General features: G+C 59.0%; 15 protein-coding genes and 2 pseudogenes. 9 read left to right on the forward strand and 8 right to left on the reverse strand.

The window, feature by feature from the left end:
- Positions 1-3: 3 nt before the first annotated feature.
- Together NKJ55_RS06745 and NKJ55_RS06750 are read left to right on the forward strand one after the other, a co-directional pair.
- A complete protein-coding gene (locus NKJ55_RS06745; RefSeq protein WP_352449203.1) occupies positions 4-912 on the forward strand; it encodes a ribokinase in 909 nt (302 codons plus the stop codon).
- Positions 909-1,739: a BtpA/SgcQ family protein gene (locus NKJ55_RS06750; protein ID WP_352449204.1), complete on the forward strand. Its 831-nt coding sequence runs from the start codon at positions 909-911 to the stop codon at positions 1,737-1,739. Before NKJ55_RS06745 ends, NKJ55_RS06750 begins: the two co-directional genes overlap by 4 nt.
- A 38-nt stretch (positions 1,740-1,777) precedes the next feature.
- Here NKJ55_RS06750 and NKJ55_RS06755 read toward each other — a convergent pair.
- From NKJ55_RS06755 to NKJ55_RS06770, 4 genes and pseudogenes are all read right to left on the reverse strand, one after another.
- Positions 1,778-2,163: pseudogene (locus tag NKJ55_RS06755) on the reverse strand (type II toxin-antitoxin system VapC family toxin).
- Positions 2,160-2,405 (reverse strand): type II toxin-antitoxin system Phd/YefM family antitoxin, encoded by a 246-nt coding sequence (locus NKJ55_RS06760; protein ID WP_352449205.1) that lies wholly within the window; start codon positions 2,403-2,405, stop codon positions 2,160-2,162. The pseudogene NKJ55_RS06755 and the gene NKJ55_RS06760 overlap by 4 nt, the downstream one beginning before the upstream one ends.
- Before the next feature lie 387 nt (positions 2,406-2,792).
- On the reverse strand, positions 2,793-3,080 hold the full coding sequence (locus NKJ55_RS06765) for a hypothetical protein (RefSeq protein ID WP_023679221.1): 288 nt from the start codon (positions 3,078-3,080) through the stop codon (positions 2,793-2,795).
- 9 nt (positions 3,081-3,089) lie between these two features.
- A complete protein-coding gene (locus tag NKJ55_RS06770) occupies positions 3,090-3,908 on the reverse strand; it encodes a hypothetical protein (RefSeq protein ID WP_352449206.1) in 819 nt (272 codons plus the stop codon).
- 236 nt (positions 3,909-4,144) lie between these two features.
- On the opposite strand from NKJ55_RS06770, the gene NKJ55_RS06775 reads away from it, so the two are divergent.
- Positions 4,145-4,537 (forward strand): hypothetical protein, encoded by a 393-nt coding sequence (locus NKJ55_RS06775; RefSeq protein WP_031212493.1) that lies wholly within the window; start codon positions 4,145-4,147, stop codon positions 4,535-4,537.
- A 57-nt stretch (positions 4,538-4,594) separates the two neighbouring features.
- On the opposite strand, the gene NKJ55_RS06780 is transcribed toward NKJ55_RS06775, so the two are convergent.
- Positions 4,595-6,136 carry a caspase family protein gene (locus tag NKJ55_RS06780; RefSeq protein ID WP_051406215.1) on the reverse strand — a complete coding sequence of 514 codons (1,542 nt, stop codon included), beginning with the start codon at positions 6,134-6,136 and terminating at the stop codon, positions 4,595-4,597.
- A gap of 209 nt (positions 6,137-6,345) precedes the next feature.
- Here NKJ55_RS06780 and NKJ55_RS06785 point away from each other — a divergent pair, with 209 nt between their 5' ends.
- From NKJ55_RS06785 to NKJ55_RS06795, 3 genes are all read left to right on the forward strand, one after another.
- Positions 6,346-8,295: an adenylate/guanylate cyclase domain-containing protein gene (locus tag NKJ55_RS06785; protein ID WP_156937424.1), complete on the forward strand. Its 1,950-nt coding sequence runs from the start codon at positions 6,346-6,348 to the stop codon at positions 8,293-8,295.
- 26 nt (positions 8,296-8,321) lie between these two features.
- Positions 8,322-9,080, forward strand: a complete 759-nt coding sequence (locus NKJ55_RS06790) for a hypothetical protein (protein ID WP_023679216.1) — start codon at positions 8,322-8,324, stop codon at positions 9,078-9,080.
- Between the two features lie 464 nt (positions 9,081-9,544).
- Positions 9,545-10,006, forward strand: a complete 462-nt coding sequence (locus NKJ55_RS06795) for a phasin (protein ID WP_352449207.1) — start codon at positions 9,545-9,547, stop codon at positions 10,004-10,006.
- Here NKJ55_RS06795 and NKJ55_RS06800 read toward each other — a convergent pair.
- Positions 10,003-10,320 carry a hypothetical protein gene (locus NKJ55_RS06800; RefSeq protein ID WP_352449208.1) on the reverse strand — a complete coding sequence of 106 codons (318 nt, stop codon included), beginning with the start codon at positions 10,318-10,320 and terminating at the stop codon, positions 10,003-10,005. The two genes, NKJ55_RS06795 and NKJ55_RS06800, sit on opposite strands and share 4 nt — an antisense overlap.
- 366 nt (positions 10,321-10,686) lie before the next feature.
- On the opposite strand from NKJ55_RS06800, the gene NKJ55_RS06805 reads away from it, so the two are divergent.
- From NKJ55_RS06805 to NKJ55_RS06815, 3 genes are all read left to right on the forward strand, one after another.
- Entirely contained in the window at positions 10,687-11,826 is a 1,140-nt protein-coding gene (locus tag NKJ55_RS06805) for an FIST N-terminal domain-containing protein (protein ID WP_352449209.1), read from the forward strand.
- A gap of 10 nt (positions 11,827-11,836) precedes the next feature.
- Positions 11,837-13,177, forward strand: a complete 1,341-nt coding sequence (locus NKJ55_RS06810; protein ID WP_352449210.1) for an ATP-binding response regulator — start codon at positions 11,837-11,839, stop codon at positions 13,175-13,177.
- A gap of 71 nt (positions 13,178-13,248) precedes the next feature.
- On the forward strand, positions 13,249-13,794 hold the full coding sequence (locus NKJ55_RS06815; protein ID WP_352449211.1) for a hypothetical protein: 546 nt from the start codon (positions 13,249-13,251) through the stop codon (positions 13,792-13,794).
- A gap of 98 nt (positions 13,795-13,892) precedes the next feature.
- Here the strand turns inward: NKJ55_RS06815 and NKJ55_RS06820 are convergent, their stop codons facing one another.
- Positions 13,893-14,576 (reverse strand): response regulator, encoded by a 684-nt coding sequence (locus tag NKJ55_RS06820; protein ID WP_023679211.1) that lies wholly within the window; start codon positions 14,574-14,576, stop codon positions 13,893-13,895.
- A 723-nt stretch (positions 14,577-15,299) separates the two neighbouring features.
- Positions 15,300-15,445: pseudogene (locus tag NKJ55_RS06825) on the reverse strand (S-(hydroxymethyl)glutathione synthase); the annotation flags it as partial.

Below are 15,445 nucleotides of genomic sequence, written 5' to 3' on the forward strand. Positions count from 1 at the left end.
GCCATGCATGTCCACGTCGTCGGCAATGCCTGCGTCGATACGGTGTTTCGCGTCGGCCGCTTCCCTGCCGCGGGCGAGACTTTGAATGCCGTGAGCTATGCCGACGGGCTCGGCGGCAAGGGCGCCAACCAGGCGGTCGCAGCAGCACGGACTGGTGCAGAGGTGACGTTCTGGACGGCGCTCGGCAAGGACCCCGCTGGCGCGTGGATGAGGAGCCGCCTCGACAGCGAGCTGTCCAACGTTGAGGTGAGCGAATTCGAGCTGCCGAGCGACTGCTCGACCATCGTCGTCGATAAAGGCGGAGAGAATTTCATCGTCAGCGGCGTCGCCTGCAGCGAAGCCTTCGATCCGGTGGCGCAAACAGCACTTGTCCGCTGGATCGCTCCCGGCGACATCCTCGTCTGCCAGGGAAATTTGCGGACTGCCGTGACCAATGCCTGCCTCAGAGCAGCAAAGGGAAACGGTGCGCGCACCGTTCTCAACGCCAGCCCGATCGACACGGCCTCGCTGCCCGATCTCGGCCTGGCGGAGGTTCTGGTGGTCAACCAATCCGAAGCGCAAATCTTGACCGGCCGGGATGACATGACAGCAGCCGCTGGCGCGCTGGCGGCCAAAGGCGCAGGCACCGTCGTAATCACCCTCGGTGCCGCAGGCTGTATCGTGCTTGGCACGGACCGGACGGAACCGCTTCGCTTGCCGGGGCCGCGAGTCGAAGCGCTCGACACCAGCGGCGCGGGCGATGTATTCTGCGGCTGTCTGGCCGGTGGGCTTGCCCGGGGCATGCCGGTCATCTCGGCGCTGGAGCTGGCGCTCGCCGCCGCCGCAATCGCCGTGACACGGCCGGGCACGCTGGCATCCTGTCCTTCCGCCTCCGAGATGGCGGCGCTCATCGATCAAATGGAGCTCTCATGACCCAGCTCGGCCAATCTGGCGGCGACGCGCTCGTGGACCTTTTCGGCCGCACAAAGGTGGTGATCGGCGTCGTTCATCTGGCGCCGCTGCCCGGCGCGCCGCGCTATGACGGCGAGGCTATCGAGGCGATCTACCAGCGCGGGCTTGACGACGCCAAGGCCTATCTCGACGGCGGCTGCGACGGCGTGATCGTCGAGAACCATGGCGACATCCCCTTCGCCAAGCCTGATGATATCGGCCCGGAGACGGCGGCCTACATGGCGGTGGTTTCCGACCGCATCCGCCGCGAACTCGGCAGGCCGATCGGCATCAATGTGCTGGCCAATGCCGCGATTCCGGCCTTGGCGATCGCCAGCGCAGCCGGCGCCGGCTTCGTCCGAGTCAATCAATGGGCGAATGCCTACGTCGCCAATGAGGGCTTTGTCGAAGGCGAATCGGGCCGCGCGGCACGCTACCGCGCCAGGCTGCGCGCCAACGGCATCCGCATTTTCGCCGATGCCCATGTCAAGCACGGCGCACACGCCATCGTCGCCGACCGCCCGGTGGAGGAACTGGTCAAGGACCTGGTCTTCTTCGACGCCGACGCCATCATCGCCACTGGCCAGCGCACCGGCCACGCCGCGGATTTGGGCTACATAAGTATGATCAAGCAGGCCGCCGGCCTGCCGACGCTGGTCGGCAGCGGTGTCACGCCGGACAATGCCAAGGATATCCTCGCCATTGTCGACGGGGTCATCATCGCCAGCGCGCTGAAGCACGACGGCGTCTGGTGGAACCAAGTCGACGCTGCTCGAGTAAAGGCGTTCATGGGTGGTCTGAAGCGATAGCTGGACTACTCTGCCGAGGGGCTTGGGGTCCAGCTTGATCAGAGACGACGGACGGGCCCAGGATACTGCGCGACCAGATCGTCGACGGTAGCAAAGTAATGCCTTCCACAATCGATTGAGCAATCAGGATCCGATCGAAGGGGTCCTTGTGGATGGGTGGAAGCCCATCCACCGCAATGGCATGCTCGCCGGTGATTGGCAGCTCATGATAGCCATTGTCTATCAGGGCCCGACGTAAAACACGCGCATCGACTCTGAAGTCGGGGCGCCCCAGACCGCGTTTAAAGGCAATCTCCCAGAGACTTGCGGCGCTGAACGTCAAGTGGTTATCGGCATTCTCGATCTCAGCGAGGGCTGCGGGCGGAAGCTTTTCGGGTTCGCCCACCGCCCAGAGCAGAAGATGGGTATCGAGAAGAAGTTTCATGCATGGCCGCCAAACAGCTTCTCGATTTCGTCATCGGCCATGCGATCAAAATCGTCCGGAACTGAAAACCGCCCGGCCATAAACCCCACCCGGCGCATTTCGCCGGCGGCAGGTGCGTCTATGGCAACGACCTTGACCATCGGCTTGCCGGATTTGGCAATAATGAAGGATTCGCCTTTGGCCGCCCTGTCGACAAGACGACACAGATGCGTCTTGGCCTCGTGGATATTGACGGTGCGCATTGCGGGCCCCATGACTTAGTCCATGCAACTTAGTCTACATGGGGCCCCCGATTATCAAGCGTGTTTCAGTCAGTGAAGGTGATGGATGCCGGATGCGGCTGATCCTTTCGGATCGGCCGCAGGGCACGACTTCAACAAAGACGCGTAATCGATTGTCTGAACTGCATGTTTGTTGGGACTACATCTCACCTGATGTTGGCCGAACCTGTTGGTCCGCCATACGAGGTCGGAGTTCACAGGAGCGATTTTTACCGAGCAAATGCTCTAGGTTACGCAAGGGCACGAAAGCGAAACGTCCGCTTTTAGGGCGCTGCACCACGGCGGCGACGAGCCCGACACTGTACCGAAGGCGATCGACGCGACGGGCGCCAAGGGCCTTACCGGACTCTATGTTCCCTTCACGATTCTCGGTTTAGTCGGTCGGCGGGATTGAGCCGCGCTCTCGAGGGCCAAGGCCAACCGCTTCTCGTCTTCGATGGCGCGATCGACTGCCTCAATTTCCTCTTGGAGCACCTTCAGCTCGGCTCCGTAGCTGGAGCCGTCGCTGTCCCCGATCTGAAAGCCACTTGCCCGCATTGCGTCGCGAGTATGGTGCACGTTACGGACTCCTTCGCGTCGAGTCGCGACCAAGATTTCCCTAAACTCTCCAAGACGTTCAACGTGATTGCGAGCCATTGCGTTCTCCTATTTCGTCGTCATCGTCGCCGACGGCGATTCAGAACGGCTAAAACTTACGGAGATACTCTCGACAAAGCATGAGTGCGGAAGCTCAAATTTGAATGTCTTGCAATAGCGTGAAGCGCAGCAGGCGGAAATTGGCTTCGACCCGATCGATCTCAGACCAAATGCCAGACACCTTCGGCCGAGCGCGTCTGCGGCTCCCCCAACGGGGCCATCCGCCCATGTAATCAGTAAAAAGTCGAGTGCGAGAATGACCCGGGCCATGGACGTCCCGCCATTCTGGAAAGCGCGTTGAGTAATGCTCCTCGACAAAGAATCATGCTGGCACACTGGCGTCGTAGGTCCGAGGCGAGGCCGGCTAATTCGTGCCGTGTTCGCTGGAGGTATCACTCCTCTCTGAATCCTGCAGTGAGGCGTGGCGAAATCCGAACTCGCCCGTAGATGCTTGACGTGGGCTTTCACCCCGGCCTGACCCATGGTCGCCGGCCGCTTTATGCCCTTCGGCGGTGGCCCGGCGTGCTCTTGGACACGCTTCCACAGCCGTTCGCGCATCTCCTGGTTCAAGCTGATGAAGGCCGAACCGGCATATTTTCCGGTACCGGGCTTCGCCAGCAAGGCGAATGCCGCCTTGCCCGGCTCGCGCTCGACGCCCAATAGTTCGTATTCCTGGACTGTGAAGCTCTTCGTCTTCAGCCAATTCGCCGTCGGGCCGCTTCGATACGGGCTGTCGGCGCGCTTCGAGACGATGCCCTCAAGGCCCGCTTGGTCGGCAAGATAGGCGGCGGTAAGTGCAATGAGGCTCGCAATCCAAACACCGCGCATCACACGCTCGGGCGGCCTGCGCATTGTAAACACTGAGAACGCGTTGGCTTAAGCGCAAATCCTAGGGAACATGCTAGAATGTGCGGCTTCGCTCAACTTGAGCAAATGTCCCCAACGACATCTAGGACGCGCTGATTTCCGCTTCTTGAAAGCTTGTTATCATGATAATTTTCAGTCTCCTCGCTTAAGAATATATAGACATGTCAGTCAAACCGGCGGGGGATGGGGAGGATAGGATGAAACTGTTATCGCTTGTTGTCGCAGCTACGTTTTCACTTGCTATGTCCGCTTGGGCCGAGGATCTACCAAGTAGCGCGAAGAAAGCATCGATGGAAGAATTTAAGACTTTTGCTAATGGGAAAAAGGTAAATGTAATTATATACGACGCTGGAGCTGCCATAACTGCCACTCTTGTCTGGAACTGGAAGAAAAAACAGATCATTGGGGAAGCTTTGGTGAACAACAAAACTAAGATAAAGGTCAAAGTTCCCTTGACTTTCGACGGTGACAAGGCCTGTTCACAAGACCAAGGTAAACCAGTTTGTCATCTTATCTACATTGACAACGACAAATTTTACGAGGTGCGCGACGACGGCAAAGTCCACGCGACTTCGACGTTGGTTCAATGAGACGGACCACGTCCGAATGGTTTGGTCGGCGTTTGCACGGACCCGCAAATGCCGGCCCTATTCAGTACGCTTGTCAAGTCTTACGACACCTGCACACTCGCCTCCGACTCGAGAAAACTCACCGCTGCCTTTCGCACCTTGAAGCCTGCCGATGATATGGTTTTGCCTTGGCGCACCATCGTCATCGACGAAACTTAAATAGATGTCGAATGCCCCGTCGGCGGTGATTGTTCCGGCCAAAGGCACCATCGCGGAAATTTCCGTTCCATCGATAAAGATTGTCGTTGACTGTTCAGTGTAATCGCAGGCGGAATTACCTGCGCGCCGCGTCAGTGCCCACGCGCCATCAAAAGCCTTTACCTTGACCGGAGCGCAGACACGTTCTGGGATATTCTTGATTGCGCGCAACACCTCTTTCGTCGGCTCCAGGCTGGCAAGCTTCAATCCCCGCTGCTCGGCAAAGGCTTGAAGAGCTTTCCGACTTCCCGGTCCCCATTTGCCGTCTGCCTGTCCGACAAGGCAGCCGACTCGCGTTAGCTCTGTTTGCGTTGCCTTTGTCAACGCGCGCGGATCAGCCAAAGCTTGCGTCACATCTAAATCAGGATGAGCTTCTGCAACCTCCACGCCCTCGATGGAAATCGAGGGGGCTTTGCCACGATCTGTTGCTGCCTGTTCGATCTCGTCGATCTTCAAGCTGGCTAACGCCGCAAAGGCGCCGCTTGGATACTGTCTGAGATAGGCCTCAAAGAAGCGCTTGTCCGTTTTTTCCTTGATGGTCTCCCAATAGGCGACTTCTACGTCCCCTCCTTTCGCACCCGCCGTGACAGCGGTGTTTCCGGACAACGGTTGCAAAATGACGTCGCCCGTCAGCGAGGAGTTGTCCCATGGCACTTGCTTGCCGTCGGTTGCTTCAAGCACATCCCTACGGACGTTGATGAGGTCGCGGGAGATGTCCTGGCCAGGCGTACCAAGATTCTTCAGCAGCGCAGATGTGAACGGCGAGTTCCTTCCCTCGCCGTCCAGCGCAACGTTCCCGGGCTGCGTTGCAAAGGCTATGAGCGATCCAACGCCCGTGCCTAGCTTTGCCAAGCCCCGACCGACCGACCCTGATCGCGTACCCATCGAGCGCCCAAGGTTCTGTGAGAAAGGACTGTCCCGGCAAGCATCCAAAAATACCAGGTTGACCTTCGTGGTTCGCTCCATGGCCGACAAGACGAGGTCCATGGGCACGGCTTCGAAGTCGAGGTCGTTATATGTGGATAGCCGCGCATCAACGGGAGCCATGTAGTTGGTGCCGTTCACCTGGACGCCATGGCCGGCATAGAAGAGAAGCGCCATGTCGGCACCATCCAGCTTGCCGATGAAATCTCGAACCGTGCCGCGCATCCCGCTCAGATCGAGGTCCTCGCCTGCAACCACCTCAAAGCCCAACGCCTGCAGTTTTGCGGTCATATCCACCGCATCATTTTTTGGATTGGAAAGTGGAACCGCGTATCTATAGGCAGAATTACCGATGACCAGCGCGACGCGCCGTTCTGCCCACGCTTGGGCGCTCAGCGAAACTAGAAGAAGCGCAATGGCGAAGCGAAGCGCCATCATGGCTGTATATCCTTAGTCTCAGCTCATGCAGCGGATTCACCAGTCGATGGACAGGATAAAACCGGAGCAGTCTTGCGAGACTGAGCCCGGTGCTTCGCAGTGTCAAGTCTAGCGGATCTAGCGAAGGGCCCACCGCTAGCCCACAGTTCGTCAGCGGTCTATGCTGTGTAGATTCACGCCGATAGACACCGAAACGAATTGCACGCAGCTTGGCCGTCTTCACGCCGATCGGAATGGTTCAAAAAGGGCGCCTTCTCGCGTCGCTCGGATTCTTTTTCATTCTGGGCGCCTGCATTGCCACATTCTCTCCCTCAGGCGAGAAACTGCTGCGCGACGTCTTGATGACGACCATCTCGCCCTTCGTCGCGCCCCCGACAGACATCGTGATCGTAACGATCACAGAGCAGACATTGGAAAGGTTTCCCTATAGATCGCCGCTGGATAGGGGTGCCTTGGCCGACCTTGTGCAGAGAATCGACAAGGCTCATCCGAGAACAATAGGCATTGACTTGCTTTTCGATCAGCCAACCGAGGCAGAAAAGGATCGGCGCCTAGCTGAGGTTATCGAGGCGGCCGAAAGTCCGGTAATTGTCGCATCTGCATCACACGACGACGACCTTACCGACAAGCAACTGTCGTATCTTAGTCGGTTCGCGCCAAGCGCCATCCGCGGACTGGCCGCCCTGTCTCATGATAGGGTCGACGCGGTTGTGCGGGAAGAATTTCCAGGGCGCGTGGTGAATGGCAACTGGCAACCTAGCTTTGCATCAGCGCTCGCGCAGACCGCCGGCATATCGGCATCGCAAGCTGCGGAGAAGATGGTCTACTATCGGGCTACAGGCATTCATCCGGCACGATGGACAATATATCCGGCACACGCCGCCGCTTTCGCGCCCCCGGCCTGGTTCGCCGGGAAGTTCGTTTTGATCGGCGTCGACCTCCCGCTGCAGGATCGTCATGCAACCCCCTTTGCCGTGCTGAACGGCTCTGTTGCCGGAGCGCTGCCGGGTGTCGTTATTCATGCCAATGCGCTGGCGAGATTGATCAAGGGCGACAAAATCATTACGCCAGGGGCGGTGGCGGCGTTTGGGCCCTTCGTTCTCGCGACGGCGCTCTGCATCTGGGTCGCTTGGCTCCGCATATCAGTGCTGGTGAAACCTATGGTCATCATCGGCGCAGTCGTTTCGGTTTTGATCTTAGAAGCAACCGCGTTTGCCAAGGCCGGGATTCTGTTACCAATGGTCGCGCCGTCGATGCTGCTGCTAGGGCTCTCCGGATTCGTCGCAATTCTGGCATGGCACCGGGACTCGAAAGAAAGGCGTTTCGTCCAGAACGCGTTCTCTCAGTATCTCAGCCCGGCAGTCGTGGCAGAGCTAGTCAGCAAGCCGGCGTCACTGCGCCTCGGCGGATCCGAACGCTTGATAACGTGCGTGTTCACCGACCTTGAGGGGTTCACCAGTTTGGGCGAACGGACGGAACCAGAGGTATTTGCTGCGGTTCTGAATGAATACCTCGATGCGGTTTGTGGTCTCTTCATTGAACATGGAGCCACGATAGACAAACTGATAGGCGATGCAGTCATTGGTTTTTTTGGTGCACCGGGTGTGCAGGAGGACCAAGCCGAAAGGGCCCTAAAACTAACGCTCGCTACCGTCGCGATGTCTCGAAGATTTCGGACAGATGTAAAGTCTAGAGGCCACGACGTTGGCGTCACTCGTATCGGCGTCCATCGAGGACCTGCAGTTGTCGGAAATTTTGGGGGCAATCGATTCTTCAACTACACGGCCATGGGCGATACGGTGAACACCGCTGCCAGGCTCGAAGGCGCGAACAAGTTTCTAGGTACCATGAACTGCATCAGCGAGGAGGTGGCGAACTCTTCCGATGACTACCTGCTTCGGCCATCCGGTGTGTTGTGTCTGAAAGGCAAGACTGAGTGGATCTCAGCCTTCGAGTTGCTGGAGGACGGGCGTATGAATCGCGAGATGGTGGAGGCTTACTCGCAAGCTTATTTGCTGATGTCCGCGCGTGACAAGACTGCCGCTGCTGCCTTTGCATCGCTGGCCATTCAATATCCCAACGATGGCCTCGTTGCTTATCACCTTGGAAGACTGAAGCAGGGTGAGGCTGGCGATAGGATCTATCTTGAAGGCAAGTAAAACAAGCGTATGGTTGAACGTGCGTCATGTATCGGCAACCCAAAATCATTTTCCTACTGGCTGCGGCCATCGCAGCAGTTGGTTCTTGCTCGAGCGCTCTTGCGGCCAGCGAGTATGTCGTTGTCGCTGTCGATCCTCCCGCGGACAGCCCTCAGCTCGGCAAACTGTTCAGACTGGGCGACCTCGTGCATATCGAGGGTGGATCGACTGTCACTTTGATGGGTGACGATGGCTCGGTCACTGCGTTGCCGGGACCTGCGGATGTTGTGGTGACTGACGACGCATCGGGTTCTGGATCAACCTCTAACGGGGCGGCGGGCGCTTCTTCGAGTTTGACTGCGATTTCGGATCTATTGGGGAATGCCGCTGGTCAGCTCCAAACCATAGGTGGGTCTCGTGGCGTTTCCGACACGACGGCCGCCACCTTGGAACCTTGGATGGTGCCGGTCGAAAATCGTCTGACAGGCTGCGTTTATGACCTCAAACTGGAGCTTTGGCGCCCACCGGGGCACAGGGCGGATGTTTCGGTTGCCTATAATGAAGAGTCGCTGGCGACAAGCTTGGTCTGGGACAAGGACACCCCAATTTTGGCAATTCCCGGAAACGTGCCACCGGATCTTCGATCCGTTGAGTTGGTGATCGACGATGAGTCGGTTCGAATGCCTATCGTGCATTTGCCCACCGGCCTCAGCCCGTCGGATCATGTGGGACTGTATGCCTGGATGATAGAAAGCGGTTGTCTTCTTCAGGCATCCGCACTGATCCGGAACTTGGCTAACCGATAGACCACCAGGGGTGGTCACTTCACGGCGCACTGGAAGCGGTTGAGGCGCGCCTTCGCGTCAACCACCGCCATATCGAGCAACTTCTCGATGGCGCGCTAAGGAAAGCGATCGCCTTGTGCCCAGCGGGTACGCCGACTGAAAGTTTGCGGCGCACGAATTTAACGCTTTCGTTGACGTAGACTTGGACGGTTGCCGAATAGCGGCTGAAGTAGATACCCAGGTGGCAAAACGTCGTGCTCTGTTGCAAGGCTATGCTGGATCAGGGGATCAGGTGGTCCGTCCAGAAGAGTTCTTCCTGCAGAACCGGCGATCTCGAGATGCCACCGACCCTCCGCATGCCCCCTCGGAACGCTGGAACAGGGATGGTGCGTCGCACAAAAATATTGCAATGCACTATAAATGCCGTAACGTCAGTTTCGTAAATGAACGAGACGGCTTTTGTGAAAGGCCGTCCACCGGAAAGGATGGAAACTATGGCCAAGACCGCTGACACCGTTGAAAATACCTCATTCCCCACCTTCGACGCGTCGAAGGCTGCCGACCAGGTCCGCGCTGTCGCCGAAAAGGGCGTCGAGCAGTCGAAAGAAGCCTATGCGAAATTTGCGTCAGGCACCGAGACGACCCAGAAGGCTCTGCAGTCGAGCTTCGAAACCGCCAAGACCGTCGGCAACGAGTTGTCGCTGAAGACAATTGCTGCTCTGCGCGCCAATGCCGAAGCCGGCTTCTCGCACCTCGAAGCCCTGGTTGCCGTGAAGTCGCCGTCCGAGTTCATCGAACTCCAGACTGCCTTCTTGCGCACGCAGCTCGAAAAGACCGTCAAGCAGGCCAAGGAATTTCAGGCCGTGACGACCAAGGCTGCCGAAGATGTATCGAGGCCGATCAAGGATGTCGTTGAAAAGGCGATGAAAGATCTCAAAGTCGCCTAATTGAGTCTAAGCGATCGGAAATAACCGCGAAACAACACCTTCTCCAGCCGGTCTTTTTCCTTTTGGCTGGATGCTCTTTGGTGCCTGCGTTGCCATGGCGGTGCGGTCATGGCTCTCTCGGCTGCGATCATCCGCACAATCTGACGGCGGCGAGCGACGAGCCCGGCCAGGGCCTCGGCTTCGGTGCCGCGCAACGGGCACTTGCCGCTTGCTCGACCCAACGAAGGCAGCGTTACAGCAGCATCGGTGGTGTCGGTCCTGGCCCGCTTGCCGAGCGCATTGGCGTAGGCTGTCACCTGCCCCGGATTGACCACGACAACCGCCAGGCTAGACTAGCACCCTGTCCAAAACGGCAACGGCTAAGCGCGATATCCTGCCCCATTCTTGGCACGTCGAGCCTGCCAGCCATGATCCGTTGACATTCGCCTGCGGCAAATTCAGCTGGGCCTTCGTTGCACGGATGGCGGTGCGATGCGGCCTTTCGTCTGTGAGCGGCTGCGCGGACGCCGTCAAACGGCAGAAACTTCAAATCCATCATGTTGGCTCATTGCCAAAGCACCGCTTCAAGACAACAATGACCTCGACGCCGGCGCGCCAGACGCGCACAAAAAGAGCGTTGGAGGAAATGGAGGAGGAAGCCGCTGGCCAAGTCACGGACGCGCTATGCATGCGGCCTTTCGGTGCTCACGACCGACGAATCTGACGCGGATGCGTTCGCCCGGGCGGTGGCAGCGGAAGCAGCGGCCATTGACGCCGGGTTTGCCCTCCTGTTTTTCTCGCAGAGCCTCATAGAGGCCGTCGCCCTGTCGGAAGCGCTGAAGACCCACGCGCCGGCGCTCCACTATGCCGGCTGCTCGACAGCCGGTGAGATAACGCCCAAGGGGCTGGAGGAAGGCCAGATCCTGGCCATGCTGCTTCCCTCCGTATCGTTTTCGGCAGCCAGCACCATGATCGAAAATCTGTCCTCATCGGGCATGGACGGGATTACCGGCGAAGTCGAGGCGCTGAGGCGTTCGTTACACGAGCGCCTCGGGCACGAGCGAGCCGACACCACTTTCGCGCTCTGCTTGATCGACGGCCTGTCTTATGCCGAAGAAGCGGTGACCTCCGCCATCCATTGGGGGCTCGACGACATCCCACTGATCGGCGGGTCGGCTGGCGATGATTTGAAATTCGAGACAACGCGGCTGATCTCGAACGGCAAAGTGACCTCCGACAGCGCCATCATCGTGCTGGTCACCACGGAAATTCCTTTCCACGTGTTCAAGACCGACAATTTCGTTCCCACCGACGAGAAGCTGGTGGTGACGGCATCCGATCCCGACCACCGCATCGTGCGCGAATTCAACGCCACCATTGCCGCCGAGGAATATGCCGCCTCGGTCGGCGTTGTCGCACAGATGCTGACGCCACTGAGTTTTGCCTCGCACCCGGTGGTGGTGAAAGTCGGCGGCGAATTTTACTGCCGTTCAATCCAGAAGATGCACGCGGACGGCTCGCTGTCGTTCTTCTGCGCCATCGACGATGGTGTCGTGCTTGCCGTCGCCCAGCCTAAGGACATGGTCGAGGCGACCCGCGCCGCGCTCAGCGACGTCAGCGAAAGGCTTGGCGGCATTGACCTGATCCTCGGTTTCGACTGCGTGCTGCGCCGGCTCGACGCGCGCAATCGGCAGGTCTATCGCGAGATTTCGGAACTCTACAAGGTCAACAACGTCCTCGGCTTCGGCACCTATGGCGAACAGTACCGTTCGATGCATCTGAACCAGACCTTCACCGGCATCGCCTTCGGTGAACGCAAGGCGGCCGAAGCGGCGGAGTAGGAAATCCGGGATGCCGCTCAGGAACATCGACGACCTGGAAAGGCTGAAGAAGATCAACGCCGCGCTGATCAGCCGCGTCGAGCGTTCCATGGACCAGCAAGGCAATGCCTTTTCGCTGTTCCAGACCGCCATTTCGCTTGAGAGCCGGGTGCGCAGCCGCACCGAAGAGCTGCATTCGACCTTGCGCCGGCTGGAGCAGTCGAACATCGACTTGAACGCAGCCAAGGAAAACGCCGAGCTGGCGAACCTGTCCAAGACCAGGTTCCTGGCGGCCGCCAGCCATGACGTGCTGCAGCCGCTGAACGCCGCGCATCTGTCGGTCTCGGCGCTTGCCGAAGTACAGACCAGCGAGGAAGGCAGAAAGCTGGTCCGCCAGGTCGAGCGATCGCTGGAGACCATGGAGGACCTGCTCCGCACCTTGCTCGACATTTCCAAGCTCGATGCCGGCGTCGTGCAGCCCGACATCACCGATGTCAGCCTGGAGACGCTGTTTTCGTCTCTGCGCTCGGATTTTCAGCCGGTTGCGGAGATGAAGGGGCTGACGCTGAAGTTCCGGCCGGTCAATGCGCTCGTTCGTTCGGACCGAACCTTGCTGCGCCGCATCCTGCAGAACATCCTGTCCAATGCACTGCGCTATACCCGCTCGGGCGGCGTGTTGGTCGGCACCAGACATCGCGGCGACACGATCCGCATCGACGTCGCCGATACCGGCTGCGGCATCCCCGACGACCAGCGCGAGGCGGTGTTCGAGGAATTCCATCGCGGCGTGATCCCGACGGATGCCGGGCTTGCCGCCGGCGGGCTGGGGTTGGGGCTGGCCATCGTGCGCCGCATCGCCGCGGCCCTCGGCCATCCCGTCACGTTTTCGTCGAAGGTCGGACATGGCACGATTTTCCATATCGACGTTCCGGTCGGGATCGGCGACACGGCCGATCCAATCGCCAGCACCGTCGACATGGAGCGGCCGCGCGGCTACGGTCTGTTCGGCACAAGGGTGCTGCTGGTCGAGAACGACATCGACGTGCTGCAGGCGATGACCTCCCTGCTCGAGCGCTGGCAATGCCTGGTGCGCCCCGCCACCTCGACCGGTGACGCGCTCGACTTGCTTGGCGATACCGACTGGTTGCCAGATATTGTCATAGCCGACCAGCATCTCGACGGCGGCGACCTCGGCACCACCACAATCGCCGAGGTCCGTGATTATCTCGGTCGCGCCGTGCCGGCGCTCATCGTCACCGCCGATGGTTCGCAGACAGTCGCCAACGCCGCCCGCGCCGCCGGCATCGAGCTGATGCGCAAACCGTTGAAGCCAGCGCAGCTAAGGGCGCTGCTGGCGCATCTGCTGGCTTGAACTGGTCGTATCTTCCCAGCACACGGGTCACCGTATTCCCAGCCATTACTTGTGCCTAGGCGGTAATTCATATGAAGCAGATTCACTTCTTCGCGCTAAAGGACGATCTTCTTCCCGTATTGGAGGCAGTAGAACGTGCAATTTCGATAAAATACATCCTCATGGGTCATTTTCCCAAGATGGAATTCGACCCTTTTAGCAATAGAATGCAAATTCCAACTCTTGGGCAATCAACCACTGAATCGGCTTCTAGCGGTCGATCATTTCTTGTCACTGGCCACGCTGTGCCCATTGAGGTGAGGCCGATAAAAACACCTTCCGGCATCCGGTATTCGCTAGATCAGCTTAGCAATCCGGACACAGTAACTTTTTCCCCTGGTGGGCGATGGGCTGAAGATGTTGTGATAAATGGCCGCGTGGCAACGGTCTCCGACACGCCGCTCGCTCAGGACCTAATGAAGACTTTTAATAGAGCATTCAAAAAGCAATTTAGTAAAATTAAAGCATTCTACGTTGGACCCGGGGCCGCCATTTTACTAGACGAGGGAAAGCGGCTAACTGCTGCAGAGCAATCGCCGCGTGAATTTGATCTGACTAGAGAGGCGCGGGTTGCTTAACTGGTGTCAGGAACGTGAGAGCCGTCGCTAGTCTAGTCCGATTGCGGTGACACGAGTGCGGTCGACTACGGTGACAGTGCGCTTTTTAGCGAGCCCTCTCAAAACCCCGCCGGATCGCGAAACAGCTCGGCATTGTCGAGCTTTGAGACCTCGATCACCGCCTGGGTGCGGCTGTAGACGTTGAGCTTGCGCAGGATTTCGGAGACATGCGCCTTGACGGTGGTCTCGCCGACCTGCAGCTCATAGGCGATCTGCTTGTTGAGCAGGCCCTGGCGCAGCATCTGCAGCACTTTGAGCTGCTGCGGCGTCAGCGTAGCCAGCCGCTGCACCATCTCGGCGCGGTCGGTGCTGTCGGCGTCGCGCGGCCGGCCTTCATAAGTCTCGGGAACATAGATCGCGCCTTCCATCACCGAGCGGATGGCGGCGGCAAGGTCGCTCTTGCGCGCCGATTTCGGGATGAAGCCGGCCGCACCGTAGGACAGCGCCTCGGAAATGATCTTCGGTTCCTCATAGCCGGAGACGATGACCACCGGCAGGCGCGGATAACGCGTCCTGAGCTGCAGCAGCCCGTCAAACCCATGCACGTCGGGCATGCTGAGATCGAGCAGCGCCAGGTCGAACGGCTTGGCATCCGTCAGAAGCTCGAGCGCCTCGGCAATCGAACGTGCCTCGACCGTGTCGACTTCCGGATAGGCCATCTGCACGGCACTATGCAGCGCCTCGCGAAACAGCGGATGGTCGTCAATGATCAGGAACCTGGCGCGATCGGTCATCAGCTTCATTTCGGTTTGGTTTGGCCTAGAATAGTCCTGCAACCATGGCCAGCTTATTGGCAAATAGTACATTGCCATCTTGGCCGGCTAAAGCAGAATGTGCCCATGATTTCCGCGGCGCCACGCGGCAGATGTGGCCGTTCTGAAATGCAATGCCTTGCCCGGTGGCCCAAATCGGCCGAATGTGCCGGCGACAGATCCATTGAAACAGAGACAGGTCGTGACCGACTTCCGGCTTCGCGTGACAGCCAGTGACCGCCGGCTTTCGCACTGTTGCCGGTCGCCACACGACGCTTCCCCGACGCCCGCCTTGTTCGCGGCCGCACCGATGGTATCGGCTGGTCTGGGGTCGCGCTGGTATACGGGCTGGTTTCCTGGACAAAACGCAGCAAGCTGATGGTGCTGCCGTTCAAGCCCGCTAGGCGCTGGTAAGGAGCACCACCTTGCCGCCATCGCGCTTTGGGCGCGACTTTGCCTGCGATATCCAAGCTAGTCCACGATCTGGGCCGCGCCAAGCCAGAACCAACTGATCGCAGTCGCTGATCTTGAAGCTATACGACCCGGTTGGACCAATTTCAGCGTATTCCCCGTTGAGCCCAACGCCCCCTGAGGCTGACAGCACGTCTGCAATGACTTACGAAGCGTGTCCGTCCACGCGCTCGCCTGCGTTCGTTCCAACGCCTGGGACCGGGCGATTTCGTCCGGCCCCCAAGGATAGTGTCTGATCAGTCGTTAGGCCGGCAACGCGCCGGATCTCTTGGCCGTCCAGGTGGCGATATAGTCCATCAGCCCGGGATTGAGGCAATCATAAGGTTCGAGCCCGATCGACTTCAGCTGTGACCTTATGCCGTCCATGCGGCTCGGATCGACACCGGATT

The sequence above is a fragment of the Mesorhizobium sp. M0106 genome (assembly GCF_040322715.1).
In the GTDB taxonomy this organism is placed as follows: domain Bacteria; phylum Pseudomonadota; class Alphaproteobacteria; order Rhizobiales; family Rhizobiaceae; genus Mesorhizobium.